This is a genomic window from Alloyangia pacifica, assembly GCF_900116195.1.
In the GTDB taxonomy this organism is placed as follows: Bacteria; Pseudomonadota; Alphaproteobacteria; order Rhodobacterales; family Rhodobacteraceae; genus Salipiger; species Salipiger pacificus.
In genome coordinates this window covers 70,726-93,359 of the sequence record NZ_FOZW01000010.1, presented here as the reverse complement: position 1 = coordinate 93,359, position 22,634 = coordinate 70,726, and the positions used below count along the sequence as shown (strand labels likewise).

23 protein-coding genes are annotated in these 22,634 nt (G+C 66.2%); 13 read left to right on the top strand and 10 right to left on the bottom strand.

What is annotated here, in order from left to right; translation table 11 throughout:
- Positions 1–100: 100 nt before the first annotated feature.
- Positions 101–1,798: an adenine deaminase gene (ade, locus tag BM397_RS19780; RefSeq protein ID WP_092427805.1), complete on the top strand. Its 1,698-nt coding sequence runs from the start codon at positions 101–103 to the stop codon at positions 1,796–1,798.
- Positions 1,799–1,804: 6 nt separating this feature from the next.
- Here ade and BM397_RS19775 read toward each other — a convergent pair whose 3' ends face one another.
- Positions 1,805–2,152 carry a DUF8846 family protein gene (locus BM397_RS19775; RefSeq protein WP_092427807.1) on the bottom strand — a complete coding sequence of 116 codons (348 nt, stop codon included), beginning with the start codon at positions 2,150–2,152 and terminating at the stop codon, positions 1,805–1,807.
- Positions 2,153–2,360: 208 nt separating this feature from the next.
- Between BM397_RS19775 and BM397_RS19770 the strand changes: the two genes are divergently transcribed.
- A complete protein-coding gene (locus BM397_RS19770; protein WP_235952959.1) occupies positions 2,361–2,744 on the top strand; it encodes a VOC family protein in 384 nt (127 codons plus the stop codon).
- 47 nt (positions 2,745–2,791) lie between these two features.
- Here BM397_RS19770 and BM397_RS19765 read toward each other — a convergent pair whose 3' ends face one another.
- From BM397_RS19765 to dapD, 3 genes are all read right to left on the bottom strand, one after another.
- Positions 2,792–3,823, bottom strand: coding sequence for a sodium:calcium antiporter (locus BM397_RS19765; RefSeq protein WP_092427811.1), 1,032 nt, complete (start codon positions 3,821–3,823; stop codon positions 2,792–2,794).
- 4 nt (positions 3,824–3,827) lie between these two features.
- Positions 3,828–4,070, bottom strand: a complete 243-nt coding sequence (locus BM397_RS19760) for a GlsB/YeaQ/YmgE family stress response membrane protein (RefSeq protein WP_092427813.1) — start codon at positions 4,068–4,070, stop codon at positions 3,828–3,830.
- A gap of 187 nt (positions 4,071–4,257) precedes the next feature.
- On the bottom strand, positions 4,258–5,085 hold the full coding sequence (gene dapD, locus BM397_RS19755) for a 2,3,4,5-tetrahydropyridine-2,6-dicarboxylate N-succinyltransferase (protein WP_092427815.1): 828 nt from the start codon (positions 5,083–5,085) through the stop codon (positions 4,258–4,260).
- A 134-nt stretch (positions 5,086–5,219) separates the two neighbouring features.
- Between dapD and BM397_RS19750 the strand changes: the two genes are divergently transcribed.
- Complete coding sequence (locus tag BM397_RS19750) at positions 5,220–5,615, top strand: VOC family protein (protein ID WP_092427817.1); 396 nt, start codon at positions 5,220–5,222, stop codon at positions 5,613–5,615.
- Positions 5,616–5,731: 116 nt separating this feature from the next.
- Here the strand turns inward: BM397_RS19750 and BM397_RS19745 are convergent, their stop codons facing one another.
- Positions 5,732–6,649 carry a threonine/serine dehydratase gene (locus tag BM397_RS19745; protein ID WP_092427819.1) on the bottom strand — a complete coding sequence of 306 codons (918 nt, stop codon included), beginning with the start codon at positions 6,647–6,649 and terminating at the stop codon, positions 5,732–5,734.
- Positions 6,650–6,723: 74 nt separating this feature from the next.
- Between BM397_RS19745 and BM397_RS19740 the strand changes: the two genes are divergently transcribed.
- On the top strand, positions 6,724–7,566 hold the full coding sequence (locus BM397_RS19740; protein WP_092427821.1) for an LOG family protein: 843 nt from the start codon (positions 6,724–6,726) through the stop codon (positions 7,564–7,566).
- Positions 7,567–7,701: 135 nt separating this feature from the next.
- Here BM397_RS19740 and BM397_RS19735 read toward each other — a convergent pair whose 3' ends face one another.
- Positions 7,702–9,513 (bottom strand): polysaccharide biosynthesis protein, encoded by a 1,812-nt coding sequence (locus tag BM397_RS19735; RefSeq protein ID WP_245696155.1) that lies wholly within the window; start codon positions 9,511–9,513, stop codon positions 7,702–7,704.
- Positions 9,514–10,021: 508 nt separating this feature from the next.
- Between BM397_RS19735 and BM397_RS19730 the strand changes: the two genes are divergently transcribed.
- From BM397_RS19730 to BM397_RS19725, 3 genes are all read left to right on the top strand, one after another.
- Positions 10,022–11,044 carry an aspartate-semialdehyde dehydrogenase gene (locus tag BM397_RS19730; protein ID WP_092427825.1) on the top strand — a complete coding sequence of 341 codons (1,023 nt, stop codon included), beginning with the start codon at positions 10,022–10,024 and terminating at the stop codon, positions 11,042–11,044.
- A gap of 257 nt (positions 11,045–11,301) precedes the next feature.
- Positions 11,302–11,445: a hypothetical protein gene (locus BM397_RS29380; protein WP_176806760.1), complete on the top strand. Its 144-nt coding sequence runs from the start codon at positions 11,302–11,304 to the stop codon at positions 11,443–11,445.
- Positions 11,446–11,933: 488 nt separating this feature from the next.
- A complete protein-coding gene (locus BM397_RS19725) occupies positions 11,934–12,221 on the top strand; it encodes a hypothetical protein (protein WP_092427827.1) in 288 nt (95 codons plus the stop codon).
- 12 nt (positions 12,222–12,233) lie between these two features.
- Here the strand turns inward: BM397_RS19725 and BM397_RS19720 are convergent, their stop codons facing one another.
- Positions 12,234–12,881: a carbonic anhydrase gene (locus tag BM397_RS19720; protein WP_092427829.1), complete on the bottom strand. Its 648-nt coding sequence runs from the start codon at positions 12,879–12,881 to the stop codon at positions 12,234–12,236.
- Between the two features lie 148 nt (positions 12,882–13,029).
- On the opposite strand from BM397_RS19720, the gene BM397_RS19715 reads away from it, so the two are divergent.
- The 4 genes from BM397_RS19715 (at position 13,030) to speB (ending at position 16,903) form a co-directional block, all read left to right on the top strand.
- Positions 13,030–13,452 (top strand): hypothetical protein, encoded by a 423-nt coding sequence (locus BM397_RS19715; RefSeq protein WP_245696147.1) that lies wholly within the window; start codon positions 13,030–13,032, stop codon positions 13,450–13,452.
- Between the two features lie 259 nt (positions 13,453–13,711).
- The gene (locus tag BM397_RS19710; RefSeq protein ID WP_092427831.1) at positions 13,712–15,094 is read left to right on the top strand and encodes a leucyl aminopeptidase family protein; all 1,383 of its coding nucleotides are present in this window, start codon (positions 13,712–13,714) and stop codon (positions 15,092–15,094) included.
- A gap of 14 nt (positions 15,095–15,108) precedes the next feature.
- Positions 15,109–15,939, top strand: a complete 831-nt coding sequence (locus BM397_RS19705) for a C40 family peptidase (protein ID WP_092427833.1) — start codon at positions 15,109–15,111, stop codon at positions 15,937–15,939.
- A gap of 1 nt (position 15,940) precedes the next feature.
- Positions 15,941–16,903, top strand: coding sequence for an agmatinase (gene speB, locus BM397_RS19700; RefSeq protein ID WP_092427835.1), 963 nt, complete (start codon positions 15,941–15,943; stop codon positions 16,901–16,903).
- Positions 16,904–16,951: 48 nt separating this feature from the next.
- Here speB and BM397_RS19695 read toward each other — a convergent pair whose 3' ends face one another.
- Entirely contained in the window at positions 16,952–17,287 is a 336-nt protein-coding gene (locus BM397_RS19695) for a DUF2794 domain-containing protein (RefSeq protein ID WP_092427837.1), read from the bottom strand.
- 166 nt (positions 17,288–17,453) lie between these two features.
- Positions 17,454–18,797: a dGTP triphosphohydrolase gene (gene dgt, locus BM397_RS19690; protein WP_092427839.1), complete on the bottom strand. Its 1,344-nt coding sequence runs from the start codon at positions 18,795–18,797 to the stop codon at positions 17,454–17,456.
- Positions 18,798–19,114: 317 nt separating this feature from the next.
- On the opposite strand from dgt, the gene BM397_RS19685 reads away from it, so the two are divergent.
- Together BM397_RS19685 and serA are read left to right on the top strand one after the other, a co-directional pair.
- Positions 19,115–20,269 (top strand): phosphoserine transaminase, encoded by a 1,155-nt coding sequence (locus BM397_RS19685; RefSeq protein ID WP_092427841.1) that lies wholly within the window; start codon positions 19,115–19,117, stop codon positions 20,267–20,269.
- 85 nt (positions 20,270–20,354) lie between these two features.
- Complete coding sequence (gene serA, locus BM397_RS19680; protein ID WP_092427843.1) at positions 20,355–21,950, top strand: phosphoglycerate dehydrogenase; 1,596 nt, start codon at positions 20,355–20,357, stop codon at positions 21,948–21,950.
- A gap of 88 nt (positions 21,951–22,038) precedes the next feature.
- Here the strand turns inward: serA and BM397_RS19675 are convergent, their stop codons facing one another.
- A complete protein-coding gene (locus BM397_RS19675) occupies positions 22,039–22,515 on the bottom strand; it encodes a DUF1203 domain-containing protein (RefSeq protein WP_092427845.1) in 477 nt (158 codons plus the stop codon).
- Positions 22,516–22,634 lie beyond the last annotated feature (119 nt).

Here is a 22,634-nt window from a genome sequence, read left to right as displayed (position 1 = left end):
GCGAGGCGCAAGGCCTCTCGCCTTTCGGGCTCGGGCTGTGGCAGGCTGCGGGAAACACGACGGCACGACACAACAGCAAGACCGGCAGACGGAGGCAGGCATGGCGGAACTCGAGACGAAGATCGCGCAGGGGCGCGGCGACGAGGCGGCGGACCTGGTGCTCAAGGGCGGGCGCATCCTCGACCTGATCACCGGCGAGCTGATCGCGGGCGACGTCGCGATCTGCGGCGACACCATCGTCGGCGTCTACGAGAGCTACGAGGGCAAGCGCGAGATCGACGTCGCCGGTGCGATCCTTGTGCCCGGATTCATCGACACGCATCTGCACATCGAAAGCTCGCTGGTGACCCCCTTCGAGTTCGACCGCTGTGTCGCGCCGCGCGGGGTGACCACGGCGATCTGCGATCCGCATGAGATCGCCAACGTGATCGGTGCGGCGGGGATCCGGTACTTCCAGCAGGCCTCGGCGCATACGCTGATGGACATCCGCGTGCAGCTGTCGTCCTGCGTGCCCTCGACCCACATGGAGACCGCCGGCGCCGAACTGCTGGCCGAGGATATCGCCGAACTGATGGGCCACCCCTCGGGCATCGGGCTGGCGGAGTTCATGAATTACCCCGGCGTGATCTTCCGCGACCCCGAGGCGATGAAGAAGTTGAAGCTCTTCGAGGGCGGGCATATCGATGGCCATTGCCCACTGCTGTCGGGGCGCGATCTGAATGCCTATGTGGCGGCGGGCATCCGCACCGAGCACGAGGCGACCAGCGCCGAGGAGGCGTTGGAGAAGCTGCGCAAGGGCATGCGGGTGCTGATCCGCGAGGGCTCGGTCAGCAAGGACCTGCACGCACTGCAGCCGCTGCTCAGCGAGCGGACCTCGCCCTACATGTGCCTTTGCACCGACGACCGTAACCCGCTGGACATCGGCGAGCACGGGCATCTCGATTACATGATCCGCACGCTGATCGCCCTGGGGACGACGCCTCTGGCAGCCTATCGCGCGGCGTCGCTGTCGGCGGCCGAGGCCTTTGGCCTCAAGGACCGGGGGATGATCGCGCCGGGCAAGCGGGCCGATATCGTCGCCGTTGACAGCCTCGAGGGGTGCCATGCGCAGCTGGTTCTGGCGGGCGGCGTGGTGGTCGATGACGCGGCGTTCGCCGCACGTGACACGATCCCCGAGGTGGGGCGCGACTCCGTGCATGCGCCGAAGCTGACGCCGCAGAGCTTCCGCGCCACCGCCAACCGCGAGGAGACCGACGTGATCGGCATCCGCGAGGGGCAGATCCTCACCGACCATCTGCACGAGACAGTGGTTATCGAGAACGGCGACAAGGCCCCCGACGTGGCGCGCGATCTGATCCGCATCGCGGTGGTCGAGCGGCACGGCAAGAACGGCAATATCGCGACGGGCTTCGTGCGAGGGTTCGGGCTGCAGAAGGGGGCGATCGCCTCGACGGTCTGCCACGACCACCACAACATCGCCTGCGTCGGCGCCGATTACGCCGACATGGCGCTGGCGTCGAACCGACTGGCAGAGATCGAGGGCGGCTTCGTGGTGGCGGCAGAAGGCAAGATCCTCGCCGAGCTGGCGCTGCCGGTGGCGGGGCTGATGAGCCTCTTGCCGTTCGAGGAGGTGCGCGACCGGCTGGTGGAGCTGCGCGCCGCGGCGCGCTCGCTGGGCGTGACGCTGGAGGAGCCGTTCCTGCAGCTGGCGTTCCTTGCGCTGCCGGTGATCCCCGCGCTGAAGATCACCGACCGCGGCATGGTGGATGTCACGAAGTTCGAGATCATCCCCGGCTGAGCGGGATCAGTCCTCGTCGTCGTCCTCGTCATCGTCGTAGAACGGCGTGACCTGGGCGACGATCACCGAGTTTTCCTCGAGCGCGCGCGCCATCAGCTCGCGCTCGTTGTCGTCGATGTCCATGCCCTGCGCCTTGCGCTCTTCCTCGGTGCCGTATCCGGTCACGTCGAGCGGGTTCATGTCGGCCTGCTTGAGGATCGCAACGGTCTCGCGCACCGCCTCGGCCTCGTCCACGCCCGAGGCGTAGCATAGCAGCCCGGCGCCGGTCGCACCCTTGGGCAGCCCGTCGCCATCCTTGCGGCCGACCTCGACCAGAAGCGTGTAGACCTGCTGTTTCGACGGTTTCTTGCCCATGTTCTCTCGCTCCGCGATGCCTGCCGCCCGCAATGCGCAAGCGGCAGGGACATGTCAAGCGGGGGCACCTTTGCCCGGCGCTAGGCGTCGCCGCGAAGGCGCGGGGACCGGGGCAGGGGCACTGCGGCAATCTCCGCGCATCGCGGGCGCCTCATAGCACCTTCTAACCGTGGCCCGAATCTGTCACCGTCCGCGCATGCTGGATCACATGAGCATCGCTGTCTCTGACATGGCGCGTTCGCTGTCATTCTATCGCCATGCGCTTGCGCCGCTGGGGATCACACAGCTTATGGCACGAGGGGATGATGGGGACGGCACCCCGAGCCACGTCGGGTTTGGGACCGATTTCAAACCATTCTTCTGGATCGGCGCAGGCGAGCCCGTTCGCGGCAGTATCCATATTGCGTTCACCGCGGCCTCGCCCGAGGTTGTTGACCGCTTCTACGCCGCCGCGCTTGAGGCTGGTGGCCGCGACAACGGAAAGCCGGGGCTGCGTCCCGAGTATCATGCCGGATATTACGGCGCATTTGTGCTCGACCCTGACGGCTGCAACATCGAAGCGGTTCATCACGATTTCTCAGCCTACCGCTGATCCTGTCCTTGCCAGCGGGGCGGGCTCGGCCCGTCGAGCGCTGCGGCTCAGGGCGCGATCACCGCGACTGCGACGGCACAGGCGTAGACCCCCATCAACAGCACGCTCTCGATGCCGATGCGGGCGGGGCCCTCACGCTGGCGCAGGATCAGACCGCCGAGCAGGATGGCGGTCATGATCAGGCCCGTGGCCAGCCAGTAGACGTCGGTCTGGGTCATGTGGTGGTAGAGCGAGCCCTCGCGGTAGGCCACGTCGGAGAAGACGAGGAACAGCGTGTCGAAGGTGTTGCCGCCGATGATCCCTCCGACGGCAAGCTGCAGCGCGCCGCGGCGCACGGCGACCAGCGTGGTGATCAGCTCGGGCAGCGAGGTGACGGTTGCGGTGATCAGCGCGCCGACGAGGCTGGAGCCGAGGCCGAAGCGGGTGATGAACGCGCCGCCCACCTGGGAGATTGCCCACCCGCAAAGGCCCATGATTGCCACTAGCGCCGCGAAGATGAGAGCCGGTTTCAGTACCGGCGCGTGGGGGTCGTTCTCGTCGTCGGGCTCGTCGTGGCGGGTGTCGGAGGTCTCGACTGGCTGCCACATGGGGGCCTCGCGGACCGAGGCAGAGAGCTTTACACCGGCGATATAGGCGATGAGCATCAGCGGCGAGATCGGGTGGATGCCAAGGAAGGTCAGCTCCGGTCCGGCCATGGCGGCCAGCGGCAGCGAGAGCAGCAGCATGAGCATGACTGCCTGGAATAGGTTGGCAGGCTCGGCGGCGGCGTGCTCGAGATTGGCGCGGCGGTGCAGCAGGTCGGCAATGGCAAGGAACAGCGTCTGCGCGGCGATGCCGCCGACGGCGTTCGAGACGGCGAAACTGGCGTCTCCCCCCGCCGCGCCGGTGACGGATACGACAACGCCCGACAGAGAGGTTGCGCCGCCCAGCAGCACGCCGCCGGCCAGTGCCTCGCCCATCCGCGTGCGGTCGGCGATGAGATCGGCCAGCGAGGTCGCGCGCACGGAGACGGCGACGACGATGGCGCCGGCCACCGCGAAGACGGCCAGCAGCAGCGGGAGGGAGAGGGAGGAGATCAAGCGGTCAGCGCAGCTTGCGGTAGCCCCAGATCAGCAGGCTGGCCCCGATGATTCCGACGATCAGCTGCGGGATCCATGTGTTGGCGGCGTAGATGCCGACCAGCGAGAGGATCAGGTTCAGCACCACCGCACCGATGATCCCGAGGATGATGTTCGTCAAAATGCCGGTGTCGGCCTTCATGATCATCGAGGCAATCCAACCGGCGAGCCCGCCGACGATGATGGAAGCGATAATTCCGAGACCCATGGTGCGTATCCCCTGTTTGGAAAAGTGACGCAGGGGGAACGCCTTGGGGCGAAGAAGGTTCCTTTGTGCGGTACGAAGATACCTGCGGACTCAAGACGAAGCCCGAGGGCGGAAGCGGCCAAAAGAAAAGGGGCACCCGAAGCGCCCCTTCCCGAAAAACCTCATGGCCGGGCCGCGGCCCGACGGATCAGTCGCGCAGCAGCTCGTTGATGCCGGTCTTCGAGCGGGTCTTCTCGTCGACGCGCTTGACGATGACCGCGCAGTAGAGGCTGACGCCGTTCTTCGACGGCATCGAGCCCGCGACGACGACCGAGTAGGGCGGCACTTCGCCGTACATGACTTCGCCGGTCTCGCGGTCGACGATCTTGGTCGACTGGCCGAGGAAGACGCCCATGCCGAGCACCGAGCCCTCGCGGACGATCACGCCCTCGACCACTTCCGAACGCGCGCCGATGAAGCAGTTGTCCTCGATGATGGTCGGGCCGGCCTGCATGGGCTCGAGCACGCCGCCGATGCCGACGCCGCCCGAAAGGTGCACGCCCTTGCCGATCTGCGCGCAGGAGCCGACGGTCGCCCAGGTGTCCACCATGGTGCCGCTGTCGACATAGGCGCCGAGGTTGACGAAGGACGGCATCAGCACCACACCCGGTGCGATATAGGCCGACTTGCGGACGACGGCGTTGGGCACGGCGCGGAAGCCGGCGGCCTTCCACTGGTTTTCGCCCCAGCCCTTGAACTTGCTGTCGACCTTGTCCCACCAGCCGGAGCCCTGCGGGCCGCCGTCGTGCTGCTCCATGTCCTTGATGCGGAAGCCGAGCAGCACGGCCTTCTTGGCCCACTGGTTGACGTGCCAGCTGCCGTCCGCCTGTTTTTCCGCCACGCGCAGCTTGCCGCTGTCGAGGGCGTTCAGCGTGTCCTCGATGGCCTCGCGGGTTTCACCGGTGGTCGCAGGGGTGATCGTGTCGCGCGCCTCCCAGGCGGCTTCGATGGCGGTTTCGAGCTGGGCGTTGGACATTTGCGTCTCCTGTCGTCCGGGTTTACTGCCCTATAGCGGCAGGGTGCCGCCGCGACAATGCGCAGCTTCGCCGGAGCGGCGTGGTGCCGCCCCCGCGGGGCATGGGCGCCTGCGGACAACGATGGGAGAGACCCTTGGCAAAACCGATCCACAGCATGATCCGCGTCCTCGACGAGGCGCGTTCGCTGGCCTTTTACGAGACCGCTTTCGGCCTGACCGTGGCCGACCGGCTGGACTTCCCGGAGTTCACGCTGGTGTACCTCAGCAATCCCGAGAGCGGCTTCGAACTGGAGCTGACGGTGAACAAGGGCCGGTCCGAGCCCTATGATCTCGGCGACGGCTATGGGCATTTCGCGGTCTCTGTCGCGGACCTCGATGCCGAACATGCGCGCTTTCAAGCGGCCGGCCTCGCGCCGCGCAAGCTTGTGGAATTCGCCCCCGCTGGCGAGGTGGTGGCGCGGTTCTTCTTCGTTGCCGACCCCGACGGCTACCAGATCGAGGTGCTGGAGCGCAGCGGGCGGTTCCGCTGATCCGCTGACCTGCGCGGGGCGGTCGGCGGGGAAGGGGGCGCTGCCCCCTCGCCCGTTCCGGGCTCACCCCCGGCGTATTTTCAAAGAGAAGAAGGGCCGGGAGCAGGAGGCGCGGATCAGCCCAGTGGGTCGGGCGCAATGTTGCCGCCGCAGAGCAGCACCGCCACGCGCTCGCCGGGCTCCGGGCGATAGGCGCCCGAGCGCAGCGCGGCAAGCGCGGTGGCACCGGCCGGTTCGACCAGAAGCCGGTGCGCCTGCCAGAGCGTGCGCTGCGCCTCGGTGATGGCGGCATCGGTGACGGTCACCCGGCGCGCGAGGTATTTTTGCGCGAGATCGAAGCAGAGGCTGCCGATGCGCCGCGCGCCGAGCGCGTTGGCGGCGACGCCCGAGACCTCGACATCCACCGGCGCGCCGGCCTCGAGCGCGGCATCCAGCGTGCGCGCCTGCCCGGGCTCGACGGCGACCACCCGGCGCGTGCCCTGCAGCCAGCCGAGCGCACCGCCGATCAGCCCGCCGCCGCCGACGGCGATGAGCACCGTGTCGGCGTCGAGCCCTTGCTGTTCCCATTCGCGCATCAGCGTGCCCTGCCCGGCGAGCGTGGCGGGGGCGTCATATGCGTGGACCTGCATGGCGCCGGTTTCGGCTTCATAGGCGCGGGCCTGCTCCAGCGCGTTGGCATATTCGCCGGGCACCACGGTCAGCGCCGCGCCGGTGCGCTCGATCAGGGCGATCTTGGCGGGGCCGGCGATCTCGGGGACGAAGATTTGCGCGCGGTGCCCCAGTTGCGTCGCGGCATAGGCGACCGCGGCGCCGTGGTTGCCGCCGGAAGCCGCGACCACGCCGGCGCTCGGGACCGGCTGGCTGAGCAGCGTGTTGAACGCGCCTCGCGCCTTGAAGCTGCCGGTGTGCTGCATCTGCTCGAGCTTGAGGTCGACCGGATGATCCCACAGCACCGTGCTGCGCATCACCGGTGTGCGCTGCACGTATGCAGAACTGCGTTCCGCAGCGGCGGCGATCTCGGCTTTCCAGTCCATTTTTCGTTTTCCTCTGATGCTCTTGCCGCCGGGAACGCTATATTCAGAGTCTGAGCAGAACAAGGACGGCCGACATGAACGACGAACGCCACTCCATCTTCCGCGACGCCGGACGTGACCGCAAGACTGCAGAGCAGATCCCGGACACGCCGCAGACGCGCGCCCCGTCCTACCGCCTGGCCTTTGCCGACGAGGCGTTCCTGTGCCGCGAGGAGTTGCGGCCGGTGCGCTTGCAGCTGGAGCTGCTGAAGCCACAGCTCGAACTCGACGAGCGGCAGATCGACAGCACCATCGTGCTGTTCGGTGGCGCGCGCATCCCCTCGCCGGCCGAGAAGGGTTCGGCGCGGACCCAGACGCTGGCCGAGCTGTCGCATTTCTACGAGGAGGCGCGGCTCTTCGCGCAGGCGATGACCAAGAAGTCGATCGCCACCGGCAACCGCGAGTTCGTGGTGACCACGGGCGGCGGTCCCGGCGTGATGGAAGCGGGCAACCGCGGCGCAGAAGAGGCGGGCGGCGTGTCGATCGGGCTCAATATCGTGCTGCCGCACGAGCAGGCGCCGAACGAATACGTGACGCCGAACCTGTGCTTCAACTTCCATTATTTCGCGATCCGCAAGATGCACTTCCTGATGCGGGCGCGGGCGATCTGCGTCTTCCCCGGCGGCTTCGGCACGCTCGACGAGATGTTCGAGGCGCTGACGCTGATCCAGACCGGGCGGATGGAGCGGGTGCCCTTCCTGCTGTTCGGTCGCAAGTTCTGGGAGACGATCATCAACTGGGAGGCGCTGAAAGAGGCCGGGACGATCAGCCCCGAGGACCTCGATCTTTTCCGCTTCGTCGAGAGCGCCGAGGAAGCCGCCCATATTATCGAGGAATGGGATCCGGCGCCGGCGCGCAGCGACATCCCCGGCCGCTGAGACCGCGGGACGGCGCATCGGATTGACCAGATTGCGAGAAGGGGCGCGGATTGCCGCGCCCTTTCGTGCGTTCCGCCGTTCGCATTTCAGGGTCTCGCATCCAACGACCGCGCCCGGCGAGGGGCCGCGCGCGCCTCAGACGGATTGCTGTTCCTCAGATTTGGCGGGGAGGTCGTCGCTGCGTTCAACCCAGCGCGCGATGATCTCGCGCGCGAACTCTTCGTCGCGCTCGCTGATCGCCTGGCGCAGGTCCTTGATGGCGGTGGCGATCTCGAACTCCGAAAGGTAGCTTTCCTGGGCGCGCAGGATCTTGTGGTGCGGCGTGGTCAGCATGTCGGTGGAGATCAGCAGCTCCTCGTGCAGTTTCTCGCCCTTGCGCAGGCCGGTGACCCGGATTTCTATGTCGCCGTCGGGGTTTGCCTCGTTGCGCACCGAATAGCCGGCGCCTTCGATCATCTGGCGCGCCAGCTTGCGGATCGGCACCGGCTCGCCCATGTCGAGCACGAAGACGTCCCCGCCGCGCGAAAAGGAGCCGGCGAGGAGCACCAGCCGTGCCGCTTCGGATATGGTCATGAAGTAGCGCGTGACGCGGGTGTCGGTGAGGGTGACCGGGCCGCCGCGGGCGATCTGTTCCTCGAAGAGCGGAATGACCGAGCCGGAGGAGCCGAGGACGTTGCCGAAACGGACCATGGAGAAGCGGGTTCCGGTGCTGCGCGTGGCGAGGTCCTGGACGATCAGCTCGGCGAGGCGCTTGGATGCGCCCATGACATTGGTCGGGCGCACGGCCTTGTCCGACGAGACAAGGATGAAACGCTCGACCCCGGCCTCTCGCGCCGCCTCGGCGATGACCTTGGTGCCGAGTACGTTGTTGCGCATGCCGGTGATGACATTGCTTTCGACCATCGGCAGGTGCTTGTAGGCGGCGGCGTGCAACACGACGTCGATGCGATACCGCTCGAGCACGCTGGCAACGAGCGCTTCGTCGAGTACCGAGCCCAGCACCGGGGTGATCTTGAGCCCGTCGCCCGAGAGGTCGCGCAGTTCCTTGTCGATGTTGTAGAGCGCGAGTTCCGAGTGATCGAGCGCCACGATGCATTCGGGCTTGCAGCCGAGCAGCTGGCGGCAGAGCTCGGAGCCGATGGAGCCGCCGGCGCCGCTGATCAGGATGCGGCGCCCGGAATAGGCGTGGCTGACGCCGGGCAGCTCGCTCTCGAGCCGGCCGCGGCCGAGCAGATCGTGCAGAGAGACCGGCGAAACCCGCTTGCGCAGTTCTCCCTCCCCGACCAGTTCGGCGAAGGAGGGCAGGGCATGGACCTCGCAGCCGATGCTGCGCAGCCGGTGTGCGATGCGCGCCAGTTCCGGCTGGCGGATGGACGGCATGGCGAGCACGACGCGGTCGACGCTGCGGGTCTCGATCAGGTGCTTGATGGTGGAGGGCGCATGCACGCGAAGCCCGGAGATCACCAGCGTCTGCAGCGTGGGGTTGTCATCGACGAAGCAGACCGGTTCGATAGCGTCATCATGGCGCAGCGCGGCCACCAGTTGTTGCCCGGTCTTTCCCGCGCCGTAGATCAGCACGCGCATGCGTGGCCGGCTGCGCCGGTAGATCGCGACGGTGATGTGCCGCAGAGCGATCCGCCAGGAGGCGCTGAGCACCATGAGCAGGATGGCGAAGTTGAAGTAGACCGCGATGGTGATCTCGGGGCTGACCACGGCGTCTATGGCGAGGGCGGCAAGGGCCGTGAGCACGGAGAAGAGGGCGGTGCGGGTGATGCCCCGGGTCTCGAAGGCGTTGAGCTTGATGCGCGGAAGCTGCAGCCGCGAGGAGATCGCGGCACCGCAGAGGACCACGAGAAAGATCAGCGGAATGAGTTGCGCGGCGGGCGGAAGATCGGTGCGCACCGCGGGATTCATGGTCAGGGCGAGCGCCATGGCGATGGCGACCATCAGGGAGTCGAGGGTGAGGAAAATCACCTGCTTCGTGCCGCGCGACAGGGTCGTGACCGACCGATAGAAGCGCAGTCGCGACTTGCTGGGACGCTGGGATGTGACCTCTGCGACGCCGGAAGCGCGTTGCGAAATTTGCTGCCTCTTGGTTCTCTGCCGCATAGGTGCTTCATTCCAATCGGTAATCAAATACGGATATGATCTACGCACTTGGTTAAACAATCGACAAGAGTGCAGGTCCTGCGCACATACGGACGAGCGGAAATCTTCCAAACAATACTTGTCCAATGCCATGAAAAACGCTGCGGATACAGGAAAATCCCCGCATTCCGGGGTTTTGTCGGAGAGTTTGGCGCCAAAGGGATGCTTTGGCAGCACCTGCGACCGCAGTGAAGGCAGCAGACTGGAAAACAGCCCTTCCGGATATATCTCGCATGCGATATGACGCGCGCCAGCCTGCAGCGCAGGATCCGCTTGCGCGCAGCACCCAGGAAGGAGAGCCAGAACCATGGGCTACAAGGTCGTTGTTGCCGGTGCCACGGGGAACGTGGGCCGCGAAATGCTGAACATCCTCGCCGAGCGCGAGTTTCCGGTCGACGAGATCGCCGTGCTTGCATCGCGAAAATCGCTCGGAACCGAGGTGAGCTTCGGCGACAAGACACTCAAGACCCAGGACCTCGCCACCTTCGACTTCACCGGCTGGGACATCGCGCTCTTTGCCGTGGGGTCGGGTCCGACCAAGGAATTCGCGCCCAAGGCCGCGGCCTCGGGCTGCGTGGTGATCGACAACAGCTCGCTCTACCGCTACGATCCGGACGTTCCGCTGATCGTGCCGGAAGTGAACGCCGACGCCGTTCTGGGCTACACCAAGAAGAACATCATCGCGAACCCGAACTGCTCGACCGCGCAGATGGTCGTGGCGCTCAAGCCGCTGCATGACCGCGCCAAGATCAAGCGCGTCGTCGTGTCGACCTACCAGTCGGTCTCGGGCTCGGGCAAGGAAGGCATGGACGAGCTCTGGGATCAGACCAAGGCCGTGTACAACCCGGTCTCCGAGGTGCCGCCGAAGAAGTACCCCAAGGAAATCGCCTTCAACGTCATTCCGCACATCGACGTCTTCATGGAAGACGGCTCGACCAAGGAAGAGTGGAAGATGGTCGCCGAGACCAAGAAGATCGTCGATCCGTCGATCAAGCTGACCGCGACCTGCGTGCGCGTGCCGGTCTTCGTCGGTCACTCGGAAGCGATCAACATCGAATTCGAGGACTTCCTCGACGAAGATGAGGCGCGTGACATCCTGCGCGAGGCGCCCGGAATCATGGTCGTCGATAAACGCGAGGACGGCGGCTACATCACTCCGAAAGAATGCGTTGGTGATTTCGCCACCTTCATCAGCCGCATCCGCCAGGACCCGACCATCGAAAACGGTCTGAACCTGTGGTGCGTGTCGGACAACCTGCGCAAGGGCGCGGCGCTCAACGCCGTGCAGATTGCAGAGGTGCTCGGGCAGAAGGCGCTCAAGAAGGGCTGAACAGCCTCCGACATGTCTAAATAAATTCTTAAACCCGTCCCCGAAAGGGGGCGGGTTTTTATCATGTTCTTAAGCATTTCCCAGAAATTCGGATCGCACCCCATCCGTTGGGATAGGTGTGCCTCACCCACTGGGAACGGCACCTACTCCGCCGTCAGGATGGGCGGATATTTCTCATGTTGGTAGAAAAGGTGCATCAACAGCGACGGTTTCCGCCGCACCCGCCAGAAGGCGCAACCAGTCAAAGGAGTGCCGATATGACAATTGATCTCGCAGACATCGCCCGGGGCCGCCGCATCGTTGCCGTTGCCGCCCGCGACATGTCCCTGCTGAGCCGGCGGAGCCGTCCGATGCCCACCCTGATCTCCCGACTGCTGAGCAGCTTCCGCCTGCCGTCCTGAGCCGGGTCAACGAATTTTACGAGTGCCGCCTCGGCGACCTGTCGTCGCCATGTAACCAGGCCAGTTATCCCCCGGGGGCGGGGAGTTTTGAGCCCCCAACTGACCCTCGTGTCGCGTTGAGTATCGCCAGCGGTGTTGTTTTGAGTGCCGGCATGGACGCGAGGGTCTCCGAGTGTTTCGGAACGTGTAGTACCTGTAACGAGTAACCAGTAAGGGTGGGGCGCGTGGTCGGGCGATTGCGTGCCCCGCTGGTTTTCCTGCTAACGCCTTGAAAGGCGCCGCGCGGTTCGAGAGCCTCCGTCACAAAAATCCGTCAATCGTGATCCGGCCCTGGGGCGGACCCGTGATATAATGAAGGTCTTTTCAGTATGGACGAGATTTGAACAATGGACAGTCTTGATCGGGCCCACGGTATTTCCGGGCCGTTTTTCGCCGAGTCCGCTCCGGTCTCCCTTTCCCATGACAGACCCGCTGCAACGGCTCCGGACATGCTTCCGGGAGAGCTCGATTCCGAGACGGCAGCCTTGCTGCGCATGGTCGTGCTGCCGCAGATCGAGGCGGCGTCGAGCTGGGGCGACCTCGTGATGCGGCTCGGGGACAAGGGATTCGGCCTCGGCTTCCGCGCCGGCCGGATGATTCTGAACCGGCTCGACAACGGTGCGGAGATTTGCACGGGGCGCAGCCTCGGCGCGCCCCTGCGGGGACTTGCGGCGCGACTCGGGCGCCCGGCGCTGCGGCTCAGCCGCGACGGGCGGAGCGCGCAGCTTCAGGGCTGAGCCGGGGTCGGCTCAGACCACTACGTAGCCGTTGGCTTTCGGGTCGTAGCATTCCAGCGACCCGCTGCCGATGTCGTGCCACAGGCCGTGGATCGACAGGTCCTGCGATTCGACCGCCGCGCGCACGAAGGGGAAGGTCATCAGGTTCTCGAGCGAGACCAGGACCGATTCCTTTTCCAGCGCACGGGCCATGTCGTCGGGCTTGCGCTCGACGACGCGGTCGTAGCCGGGGCGGAGGATGTCCATCCAGCGGCCGACGAAGCTCGACTTTTCCTCGAGCTGGGGCGCGTTGCCCGAGCACATGTCGAGGCAGCCTTTCACCCCACCGCAGCTGGAATGGCCCATGACGATGACATGAGCGACCTTCAGCGCGGTCACCGCGTATTCGACCGCCGCCGAGGTGCCGTGCTGCTGTCCGTCGGGCTTGTAGGGCGGCACGAGGTTGGCGATGTTACGGTGAATGAAGAATTCGCCGGTGTCGGCGCCGAAGATCGAGGTCACGTGCACGCGGCTGTCGCAGCACGAGATGATCATGGCGCGGGGGTGCTGCCCTTCCGAGGCGAGGCGTCGGTACCACGCGGAATTCTCGGCATAGCTTGTCGCCTTCCAGCCCTGGAACCTCTGGACCAGGTAGGTGGGTAGCGGTTTGGCGTTGTGCATCTCGATCCTCCAAGCAACTTGAAGCCTTTGACCGAATACGCGGGATTGTCGCGGAATTCGAGAGAAGAAACACCTCGGTCTAACCTTTTGGGAACCCGGGCGCTGTATGCATGCAGGGCCGTGGGGGCGCAGAGATGAGGATAGGGCGGTGACCAAATCGCTGACACCCGGCCCGGCACACGTCAGGGCGGTGAAACCAATCGCTGTGCTCGCCCCCTTCGAGAAAGCGGGACTCGATCCCGAGCCGCTCGAAGCGATCTTTGCGCGCCTCGGCCCGTCGGAGGCCGAGAACGCCCTCTGCCGCGCCATGGAAGAACTCGCCTATCGACTGGGGGAACTTGACCGGGTGCATTCTCAGGGTCACTGGGCCGAGACGCGCCGCCACACCCGCGAGTTGGGTGGCATCGCGGTCTGCCTCGGGATGCGGTCGGTCGTGCGGATCTCCGAGGACGTGCTGGCCTGCCTCGATGACGGGGACTTCGTCGCGCTCGCCGCGACCGTCGCTCGGCTCGGCCGGGTCGCAGAGCGCTCACTCTATGCCATCTGGGACATGGAAGATCAGGGTTTCTGACCGATCAAGAGCTGGCGGCAGGATCGGGCAAGCCGCGTGGCTCGCCGTCGGTTTCGCGATCTGCCTTCCGAGCGGAGCGCAGTTTGCGGGAATCGGTTGGGGGAGCTTGCTTGGCGGATCTTGCTTGGCGGATCTTGATCTTCGGAAGCTCGTCATTGGCCGTCACGCTGCCGTCATCCCGGCAACTGCCCACGTCCGGACCCCTTGCGGGTGCCGCTGGCTCCGATAGGCTCTGCCCAAATCGACCAAGGGGACCCCCATGAACCTGACTTTCGCACCCGCCGACGCCGGCGCCCTGCCGCTGCACGTGATCGAGGCCGAGGGGCTGGAAAGCTGGCTGGCGGATCAGCCCGCAAGCGTGCGCAACTGGGTGGAGGCCAGCGGTTTCGCGGGCGAGATCGGCAACGCGGTGATGATTCCCGGCGAAAGCGGCGGGCCAGAGGCGGCGCTGATCGGCTACGGCACCGCCGCGCGCCGCCGGCGCGGACGTTTCGCGCTGGCCGCCGGGGTCGGTCGCCTCGCGCGCGGCACCTATCGCATTGCCTCCGGCCTGCCTGCGGCCGCGGCCGAGGAAGAGGCGCTCGGCTGGCTGCTCGCCGGTTACCGCTTCACCCGTTACGCCGGAGACGCCCCCGAAATGCCGCGCCTGATCGCCCCCGAAAGGGTCGATGCGGCCCGGGTCGAGGTGCTGGCCGCCGCCGAGGCGCTGACTCGCGACCTGGTAAACACCCCGGCGTCGGACATGGGGCCGGAGCAGCTCGAGGCCGCCGCACGCGGTCTTGCCGCAGAGTTCGAGGCCGAGATCGCGGTGACCACGGGCGAGGCGCTTCTGGAAAACAACTTCCCGATGATCCACGCCGTCGGCCGCGCCAGCCCGCGCGCGCCGCGGCTGATCGACATGCGCTGGGGCACCACCGGCCCAAGGCTGACGCTGGTCGGCAAGGGCGTCTGCTTCGACACCGGCGGCCTCAACCTCAAGCCCGGAAGCTCCATGGGGCTGATGAAGAAGGATATGGGCGGCGCGGCCAACGTGCTCGGCCTTGCCCGGATGATCATGGCGCTGGGGCTCAAAGTGCAGCTGCGCGTGTTGATCCCGGCGGTCGAAAACTCGGTCAGCGGCGACGCTTTCCGCCCGCAGGACATCCTGACCTCGCGCAAGGGGCTGACGGTCGAGATCAACAACACTGACGCCGAGGGGCGTCTCGTGCTGGCCGATGCACTGGCGTTGGCGGACGAGGAGAAGCCCGACTTCATCCTGTCCATGGCGACGCTCACCGGCGCAGCGCGCGTCGCGGTCGGCCCCGATCTCGCGCCGTTCTACACCGATGACGAGCCCTTTGCCGAGGCGCTGACCCGGGCCAGCGGCCCGGCGGCGGACCCGGTCTGGCGGATGCCCTTCTGGGAGCCCTACGAGGACAGGATCGAACCTGGCATCGCCGACCTCGACAACGCGCCGGCGGGTGGCATGGCGGGGTCGATCACCGCGGCGCTCTTCCTGCGCCGCTTCGTGACCGAAACGCCTTATGCGCATTTCGACATCTACGCCTGGAATCCCGCCTCTGCCCCGGCGCGACCCAAGGGCGGCGTAGGGCAGGGACCGCGCGCCATCCTCGGCGCGCTGCCGCTGGTGCTGGGCCTGTGAGGGACGCCGTGTCAATGGACCGCCGCCTCACTCCCGCCAATGGCCGTGTCGCCGCCGCGCAGCTGCAGGGACAGGTCGAGGCGCAGTATTTCACCGAAGGCGAGCCTGCCTCGGTCAGCGCCGACGTCGCCGACCTGCTGAAATCCCCCGATGGCGCGCGCGACCGGCAGCTGACCTACGGAGCCGCCGTCACCGTCTACGAGCGCCACGAAGGCTGGGCCTTCGTGCAGGCGCAGGCGGATGGCTTCGTGGGCTACGTCTCGGAGGAGGCGCTGGGGCCGCGCACCGCGCCGACCCACCGCGTCGCCACCCGCGCCACCCATGCCTATGCCGAGGCCAATCTCAAGACGCCTGACCGCGCCTTCCTGACGCTCGGCGCGCGGCTCTGCGTGACCGGCCAGTCCGGCAGTTTCCTCGAGACCGAGACGGGCTTCGTTCCCGCCGGGCACCTGTTCCCGTTGGGCCGCCCCGACCCCGATCCGGTCGCCGTGTCGGAGCGCCTGCTTGGCACGCCCTACCTCTGGGGCGGCAACTCTGCGATGGGCATCGACTGCTCGGGGCTGGTGCAGGCGGGGCTTATGTCCTGCGGTATCGACTGCCCCGGCGACAGCGACCTGCAGGAGCAGGCGCTTGGAGAGACCCTCGCGCCCGGCACCGCCCCGAAACGTGGTGACCTGCTGTTCTGGAAGGGACACGTCGCCTGGGTCGCCGACCCGCAGACGATCCTGCACGCCAATGCCTACCACATGGCCGTCGCCTTCGAGCCGCTGGCCGAGGCGTTGACCCGCATCGAGACGCAGGGCGACGGCCCTGTCACCCGCCACGCCCGCCTGACCGGAGTTTGAGATGACCAGCGATCCCTTCTTCCACCCTGTTTCGGGCATGGAGCTGCCGCGCTACGCCGGTATTCCCACCTTCATGCGCCTGCCGCTGGTGCAGCCGGATCACGCGCGTTTCGAAGAGGTCGAGATCGGCCTCGTCGGCGTGCCCTGGGACAGCGGCACCACCAACCGTCCCGGCCCGCGGCACGGCCCGCGCCAGCTGCGCGACGCCTCGACGATGATCCGCGCAGAGCACGGCCATTTCGGCATTCGCCCCTTCGAGGCCGCGGCCTGTGCCGATCTCGGCGACGTGGGGCCGAACCCCGCCGACATCCAGGACAGTATGACCCGCATCACCGCCTTCTACGACCAGATCGTCGCGGCGGGCATCCGGCCTCTCACGGGCGGCGGCGATCACCTGTGCTCGCTGCCGGTGTTGCGCGCGCTCGGCAAGGCAAAGCCGCTCGGCATGGTGCATTTCGACAGCCACACCGACCTCTGGGACAGCTACTTCGGTGGCTTCAAGTACACCCACGGCACCCCCTTCCGCCGCGCGGTGGAAGAAGGGCTTCTCGACCCCAAGCGCATCGTGCAGATCGGCATCCGCGGCCCGATGTACGACCATGAGGATCGCGACTTCGCCAAGGCGGAGGGTATTCGCATCATCCCGATCGAGGAGTTCCACGCCCGCGGCGTGGCCGACGTGATGGCCGAGGCGCGCGAAATCGTCGGCAGCGCGCCGACCTACGTCAGCTATGACATCGATTTCGTCGATCCCACCTTTGCTCCCGGCACCGGCACGCCCGAGATCGGCGGGCCGAACTCCTACCAGGCGCTGCAGGTGGTGCGCGAGCTGATGGGGCTGAACATCGTCGGCGCCGACCTCGTCGAGGTCTCGCCGCCCTTCGACAGCTCGGGCGGTACCGCCTTCCTCGGCGTGACGATCATGTTCGAGCTGCTCTGCGCCATGGTTGGCCAGAGCGCGTGATAATCCCGATCCGCGCGGTGCCCCGCGCGGATCGTCCCGCGAGGGAGGCTATTCCACCGCGCGGATCAGTTTGCGTTCAAGCACGCGCAGCACGGTCTTCAGGTCGTGCCCGCGCTTGAGGACCTGCCCCTCCATGGTGATCACCGCGTATTCGCCCTGCTTGTTGCGCAGCTTTGGGCGTTTCTCGATGCGGTAGAGAGGGTGTTCGGCGGTGCGCCGGAAGACGGAAAACACCGCCACGTCCCTGAGCGACGAAATCCCATAATCTCGCCATTCCCCGGCCGCCACCATGCGGCCATAGAGCGAGAGGATCACGTTCAGCTCGGTCCGGTGAAAGGCAACCACATCGCTGCCCTGTCCCGGAAAAGGTGTCAGGCTGTTCATCCTTCAAAGCTGCGCCTGATGTGGTCACAAATCAAGATCTGCCGTGCAACTCACCGTCTTATGATCTTCCACATGGCGAAAATATCCCGGGGGAGAGGTGCCTAGAGACCCGTTGGCGGTTGGCGCGGCAATGCCCCCACACGGCGCAGTTCCCTTGCGCCGCCCTTCAGGTCCCCGACAGCATCCGCGAGACCGAAAGCGCGTAGCGGTCGGTCATCCCCGAGACGAAATCCGCAAGCGCGTGCAGGGCGGCGTCGGGCCTGTCGATGTCTCGCAGGTCGAGCGAGAGCGCCCGGGCGATCTGCGCCGGGTGGCCCCTCAGTGCGGCATCGTCCCAGCCGACTGCGGACAGGGCCTCGAAGACCGGCAGCACGCCGTCCAACACGTTGCGGATCACCTGCCGTCCCGAGATCTCCAGCTCGGTCTTGCGGCGCGCGGTGAAGATGCGCTCCTGCGCCAGCGTGCCGATCTGCGCGAAGCTCCCTGCGCAGGCCGAGACGTCGACCAGCGCGGCGGAAAAACTGCCGTCCATGATCGCCGCGTAATTCTCGCGGAAGGCGGCGACGCAGGCCTCGATCGCCCGTCCGATGGCCAGTGAGCGCAGCAGCGCGATCTCTTCGGTGCGGGTGTAGCCGGTGGTGTCCCGGTTGGGCCGCCCGGCCAGCTCGTTCAGCGCCTCGCGCACCACGTCGAAGGGCAGGTCGCCCGAGGTGAAGGCGTCCTCGAGATCGACGATGTTGTAGCAGATGTCGTCCGCCGCCTCGACGACGAAGACCAGCGGGTGGCGCCGCCACCAGCGTCCCGAGGCGCTTTGCTCCATGGGCAGCCCGCAGCCCTGCGCGACCTCGGCAAAGAGCGCCTCCTCGCCGGAGAAGACGCCGAATTTCTTCAGCCCCACGTAGCCCTTGCGGACGTCCACGGGCAGACGGGAACGGGTCGCCGCGGTGGCGGGGTATTTCATGAAGGCGCCCAGCACTGCCTTCGACAGGCGCATGCCGCCGGCGTTCCGGTACATCTCCAGCCGCGAGACGATCCGGAAGCCCTGCGCGTTGCCCTCGAAGGCGGTGAACTCGGCGCGCAGTGCGGGATCCAGCGCCCCGCAAAGGCCGCGCTCCGTGTCGAAACGCTCGGCGAACCAGCTGCCGATCGACTCCTCGCCGGAATGGCCGAAGGGCGGGTTGCCGATGTCATGCGCGGCGCAGGCGGCCTGCACGACGTTGGCGAGGCTGTGATCCTCGTGCGGGTCGATCTCGCCCTGTTCGATCAGCCAATGCCCGATGTGCATCGCCAGCGAGCGCCCGACGCTGCCGACCTCGACCGAATGGATGAGCCGGTGGTGGATGTGGTCGTTTTCGTAGAGCGGATGCACCTGCGTCTTGTTGGCCAGCCGCCGGAACGGCGCGGAAAACACGATCCGGTCGTGATCCTGCACGAAGATCGACCGGTTGCGCCCCTCGACATAGCTCGGGTCGCTCAGCCGTTCGGCGCAAAGAAGGTCCGTCCACTGCATCGCTCTGTCCCGTTCGTGTTAGGCGCGTCGGTTCCGCGCAAGACCTAGCCGAGGGCGGGGCGCGGGGAAAGGGCGCTGTCGCGGCGGCTTCGTGCAGACGGAAATATCCCGGGGGTGGACGCGCGCCCTGAAATGCAACTTCGGCAGTCGGCTCGGATCCGAAAGTTTCCGATCCGCTCCACGCCGCGCAAGCAATCACCAAAAAGCGACGCAATGGATGCATTTCACGTCTTGCTCGAATCCGCGCGCTCCCTTAGATGCGGCGGTGGGACACCCTTCCCCAACGAAGGGCGACTATCTGTAAGGTTAGAGACATCATGGCTAGACCCCAACCGTCCGCGCGGCCGGCAAACCCGCGCTTTTCTTCCGGCCCCTGTGCCAAGATCCCCCATTTCTCGCTGGACATGCTGTCCGATGCCGCGCTCGGTCGTTCGCACCGTGCCAAGGTCGGCAAGGACAAGCTGAAGGCTGCCATCGAAGGCACCCGCGAGATCCTCAACATTCCCGCCGACTACAAGATCGGCATCGTCCCCGCCTCCGACACCGGTGCGGTTGAAATGGCGATGTGGTCGATGCTCGGCGCCCGCAAGGCAGAGATGCTGGCCTGGGAATCCTTCGGCGCAGGCTGGGTCACCGACGTGGTGAAGCAGCTGAAGATCGACGCCGAGGTGAAGACCGCCGACTACGGCCAGATCGTCGACCTCGCCACGGTGAACTTCGACAATGACGTCGTCTTCACCTGGAACGGCACCACCTCCGGCGTGCGCGTGCCGAACGGCGACGCGATCCCCGCGACCCGCGAAGGGTTGACCATCTGCGACGCGACCTCGGCCGCCTTCGCGCAGGACCTGCCCTGGGACAAGCTCGACGTCACCACCTTCTCCTGGCAGAAGGTGATGGGCGGCGAAGCGGCCCACGGCATCCTCGTGCTGAGCCCCCGCGCCGTCGAGCGCCTCGAAAACTACACCCCGGCCTGGCCGCTGCCGAAGATCTTCCGCCTGACCAAGGGCGGCAAGCTGATCGAGGGCATCTTCGTCGGCGAGACGATCAACACCCCATCGATGCTGGCGGTCGAAGACTACCTCGTCGCGCTGGAATGGGCCCGCAAGATCGGCGGCCTCAAGGCGCTGCAGGACCGCGCCACCACCAATGCCAAGGTGCTGTGGGATTTCTGCGACCGTCACGACTGGATCGCCAACCTCGCCGAGGATGACGCCACCCGCTCCAACACCTCGGTGTGCCTGAAGTTCACCGACGACCGGATCAAGGATGGTGCCGCCTTCGCCAAGGCCGTGGCCAAGAAGCTCGAGACCTACCATGTCGCCTATGACATTGGTGCCTATCGCGACGCTCCGGCGGGCCTGCGTATCTGGTGCGGTGCCACGGTCGAAAGCGCCGACATCGAGGCGCTGACGCTGTGGCTCGAATGGGCCTTCGAGACCGAGATCGAAGCACAGGCAGAAACGGCCTGATCCGCACTTTTTGAGCAAAATGCGGGACCGCGCGCGGCGGTCCCGTCTTTCCCTGCATCCAGATTTCCCCGAAAGGACCGCTGTCATGGCTCCCAAGGTTCTCATCTCCGACAAGCTTTCCGACGCCGCCGTACAGATCTTCAAGGATCGCGGCATCGAGGTCGACTTCCGCCCCGAGCTGGGCAAGGACAAGGAGGCGCTCGCCGCCGTGATCGGCAACTACGATGGTCTTGCCATCCGCTCGGCCACCAAGGTGACCCCCTCGATCCTCGAGAACGCGACCAACCTCAAGGTCGTCGGCCGCGCCGGCATCGGCACCGACAACATCGACAAGGAAGCCGCCTCGAAGCACGGCGTGATCGTCATGAACACGCCCTTCGGCAACATGATCACCACCGCCGAGCACGCCATCGCGATGATGTTCGCCGTTGCCCGCCAGCTGCCCGAGGCGTCCGAGTCGACCCATGCCGGCAAGTGGGAAAAGTCGAAGTTCATGGGCGTCGAGCTGACCGGCAAGACCCTCGGCGTCATCGGTGCCGGCAACATTGGCGGCATCGTCTGCGACCGCGCCCGCGGCCTGAAGATGAAGGTCGTGGCCTATGATCCCTTCCTCGGCCAGGAGAAGGCCGACAAGATGGGCGTCGAGAAGGTCGAGCTCGACGAGCTGCTGGCCCGCGCCGACTTCATCACGCTGCACGTGCCGCTGACCGACCAAACCCGCAACATCCTCGGCCGCGAGAACCTCGCGAAGACCAAGAAGGGCGTGCGGATCATCAACTGCGCCCGCGGTGGCCTCGTCGATGAGGAAGCACTGGCCGAGCTGCTGAAGTCGGGTCACGTGGCCGGTGCGGCTTTCGACGTCTTCGCCGTCGAGCCCGCCACAGAGAACCCGCTGTTCAACCTGCCCAACGTGGTTTGCACCCCGCACCTCGGTGCCTCGACCACCGAAGCGCAGGAGAACGTCGCGCTGCAGGTGGCCGAGCAGATGGCTGACTACCTGCTGACCGGTGCCGTGTCGAACGCGCTGAACATGCCGTCGGTGACCGCCGAGGAAGCCAAGGTCATGGGTCCGTGGATCAAGCTTGCCGGCCACCTCGGCAACTTCATCGGCCAGATGACCGACGAGGCAATCACCGCGATCAACATCCTCTACGACGGCTCGGTCGCCGAGATGAACCTCGCCGCTCTGAACTGCTCGCTGATCGCCGGCATCATGAAGACCATCTCGCCCGAGGTGAACATGGTCTCCGCCCCGGTGATCGCGAAAGAGCGCGGCATTCAGATCTCGACCACCAACCAGGAGCAGTCGGGTGCCTTCGAAGGCTACATCAAGGTGACCGTGGTGACCGAGAAGCGCGAGCGTTCGATCGCGGGCACCGTCTTCTCGGACGGCAAGCCGCGCTTCATCCAGATCAAGGGCATCAATATCGAGGCCGAGGTCGGCGAGCACATGCTCTACACCACCAACGAGGATGTGCCGGGCATCATCGGCAAGCTGGGCTCGATGCTGGGCGACCACAAGGTGAACCTCGCGAACTTCACGCTGGGCCGTTCGGCTGCTGGTGGCGAGGCCATCGCGATTGCCTACCTCGACGAGGAGATTGGCGACGATGTGGTCACCGCGCTGCGCGACACCGGCCTCTTCCAGCAGGTGAAACCGCTGGAATTCGACGTGGCCTGATAGCCGGGGTCCGGACAACGGACCCGATCCGAAGTCTGAACAGGGACAGACGAGAAAGGGGCGCCCCGCAGGGCGCCCCTTTTGCCTGTCAGCCTGCCGCCCGCACGATCCGCGTCTGGAAGCAGTTGTTGCGCGCCGAGCGCACATCGACAAAGGCGATCTCGGGCCGGTCGAGCAGGGTCTTTGCGTAGCTTTCCACCTCGTCCCGCGGCACGACCCTGCCGGTCCCGTAGCGGATGCGCTCGTCGGCGGTGTAGCCCTTGAGCAGGTAGTCGGGGCTCGATGTCAGGATCGGCGGGATGCCATCTGCCTCCCAGGCGGTGCAGGCCTCGCCGCAGAGGAAGATCGGACCGGTTTCCGCATAAGGTTGCAGCTCGCCGAAAGGGCGGTGTGCGAGGATCAGCATCTCGGCGCCCTCGGGCACGAAGTCGAGGCAATGCCGGCAGGGATTGCCGCTGCCCTTGGAAACGGCCCTTTCGGGCGGCTGACCATAGGCGTCGGCGCCGCCGTTTCTGAGCCTGGCGACGGTGTCGCTCGGAAGCGGGAGGAAGGCGATGTTGGGCATTTCAAGTCTCCGGTGAATGGGAGCCCCATGATCGGCCGGTGCCGAAATCCCGCAATCCGGTTCCTGCTGATAAGCAACGGCCGGCGTCCCGTCCAAGTCTTCCCGCGCGCCCTTGCCTC

Excerpts from the sequence above, each read along its gene's own strand:
- ade (WP_092427805.1), top strand. The coding sequence starts at position 101 with ATGGCGGAACTCGAGACGAAGATCGCGCAGGGGCGCGGCGACGAGGCG.
- BM397_RS19775 (WP_092427807.1), bottom strand. The coding sequence starts at position 2,152 with ATGGGCAAGAAACCGTCGAAACAGCAGGTCTACACGCTTCTGGTCGAG.
- BM397_RS19770 (WP_235952959.1), top strand. The coding sequence starts at position 2,361 with ATGAGCATCGCTGTCTCTGACATGGCGCGTTCGCTGTCATTCTATCGC.
- BM397_RS19760 (WP_092427813.1), bottom strand. The coding sequence starts at position 4,070 with ATGGGTCTCGGAATTATCGCTTCCATCATCGTCGGCGGGCTCGCCGGT.
- dapD (WP_092427815.1), bottom strand. The coding sequence starts at position 5,085 with ATGTCCAACGCCCAGCTCGAAACCGCCATCGAAGCCGCCTGGGAGGCG.
- BM397_RS19745 (WP_092427819.1), bottom strand. The coding sequence starts at position 6,649 with ATGGACTGGAAAGCCGAGATCGCCGCCGCTGCGGAACGCAGTTCTGCA.
- BM397_RS19740 (WP_092427821.1), top strand. The coding sequence starts at position 6,724 with ATGAACGACGAACGCCACTCCATCTTCCGCGACGCCGGACGTGACCGC.
- BM397_RS19735 (WP_245696155.1), bottom strand. The coding sequence starts at position 9,513 with ATGGTCGCCATCGCCATGGCGCTCGCCCTGACCATGAATCCCGCGGTG.
- BM397_RS19730 (WP_092427825.1), top strand. The coding sequence starts at position 10,022 with ATGGGCTACAAGGTCGTTGTTGCCGGTGCCACGGGGAACGTGGGCCGC.
- BM397_RS29380 (WP_176806760.1), top strand. The coding sequence starts at position 11,302 with ATGACAATTGATCTCGCAGACATCGCCCGGGGCCGCCGCATCGTTGCC.
- BM397_RS19725 (WP_092427827.1), top strand. The coding sequence starts at position 11,934 with ATGCTTCCGGGAGAGCTCGATTCCGAGACGGCAGCCTTGCTGCGCATG.
- BM397_RS19720 (WP_092427829.1), bottom strand. The coding sequence starts at position 12,881 with ATGCACAACGCCAAACCGCTACCCACCTACCTGGTCCAGAGGTTCCAG.
- BM397_RS19710 (WP_092427831.1), top strand. The coding sequence starts at position 13,712 with ATGAACCTGACTTTCGCACCCGCCGACGCCGGCGCCCTGCCGCTGCAC.
- BM397_RS19705 (WP_092427833.1), top strand. The coding sequence starts at position 15,109 with ATGGACCGCCGCCTCACTCCCGCCAATGGCCGTGTCGCCGCCGCGCAG.
- speB (WP_092427835.1), top strand. The coding sequence starts at position 15,941 with ATGACCAGCGATCCCTTCTTCCACCCTGTTTCGGGCATGGAGCTGCCG.
- BM397_RS19695 (WP_092427837.1), bottom strand. The coding sequence starts at position 17,287 with ATGAACAGCCTGACACCTTTTCCGGGACAGGGCAGCGATGTGGTTGCC.
- dgt (WP_092427839.1), bottom strand. The coding sequence starts at position 18,797 with ATGCAGTGGACGGACCTTCTTTGCGCCGAACGGCTGAGCGACCCGAGC.
- BM397_RS19685 (WP_092427841.1), top strand. The coding sequence starts at position 19,115 with ATGGCTAGACCCCAACCGTCCGCGCGGCCGGCAAACCCGCGCTTTTCT.
- serA (WP_092427843.1), top strand. The coding sequence starts at position 20,355 with ATGGCTCCCAAGGTTCTCATCTCCGACAAGCTTTCCGACGCCGCCGTA.
- BM397_RS19675 (WP_092427845.1), bottom strand. The coding sequence starts at position 22,515 with ATGCCCAACATCGCCTTCCTCCCGCTTCCGAGCGACACCGTCGCCAGG.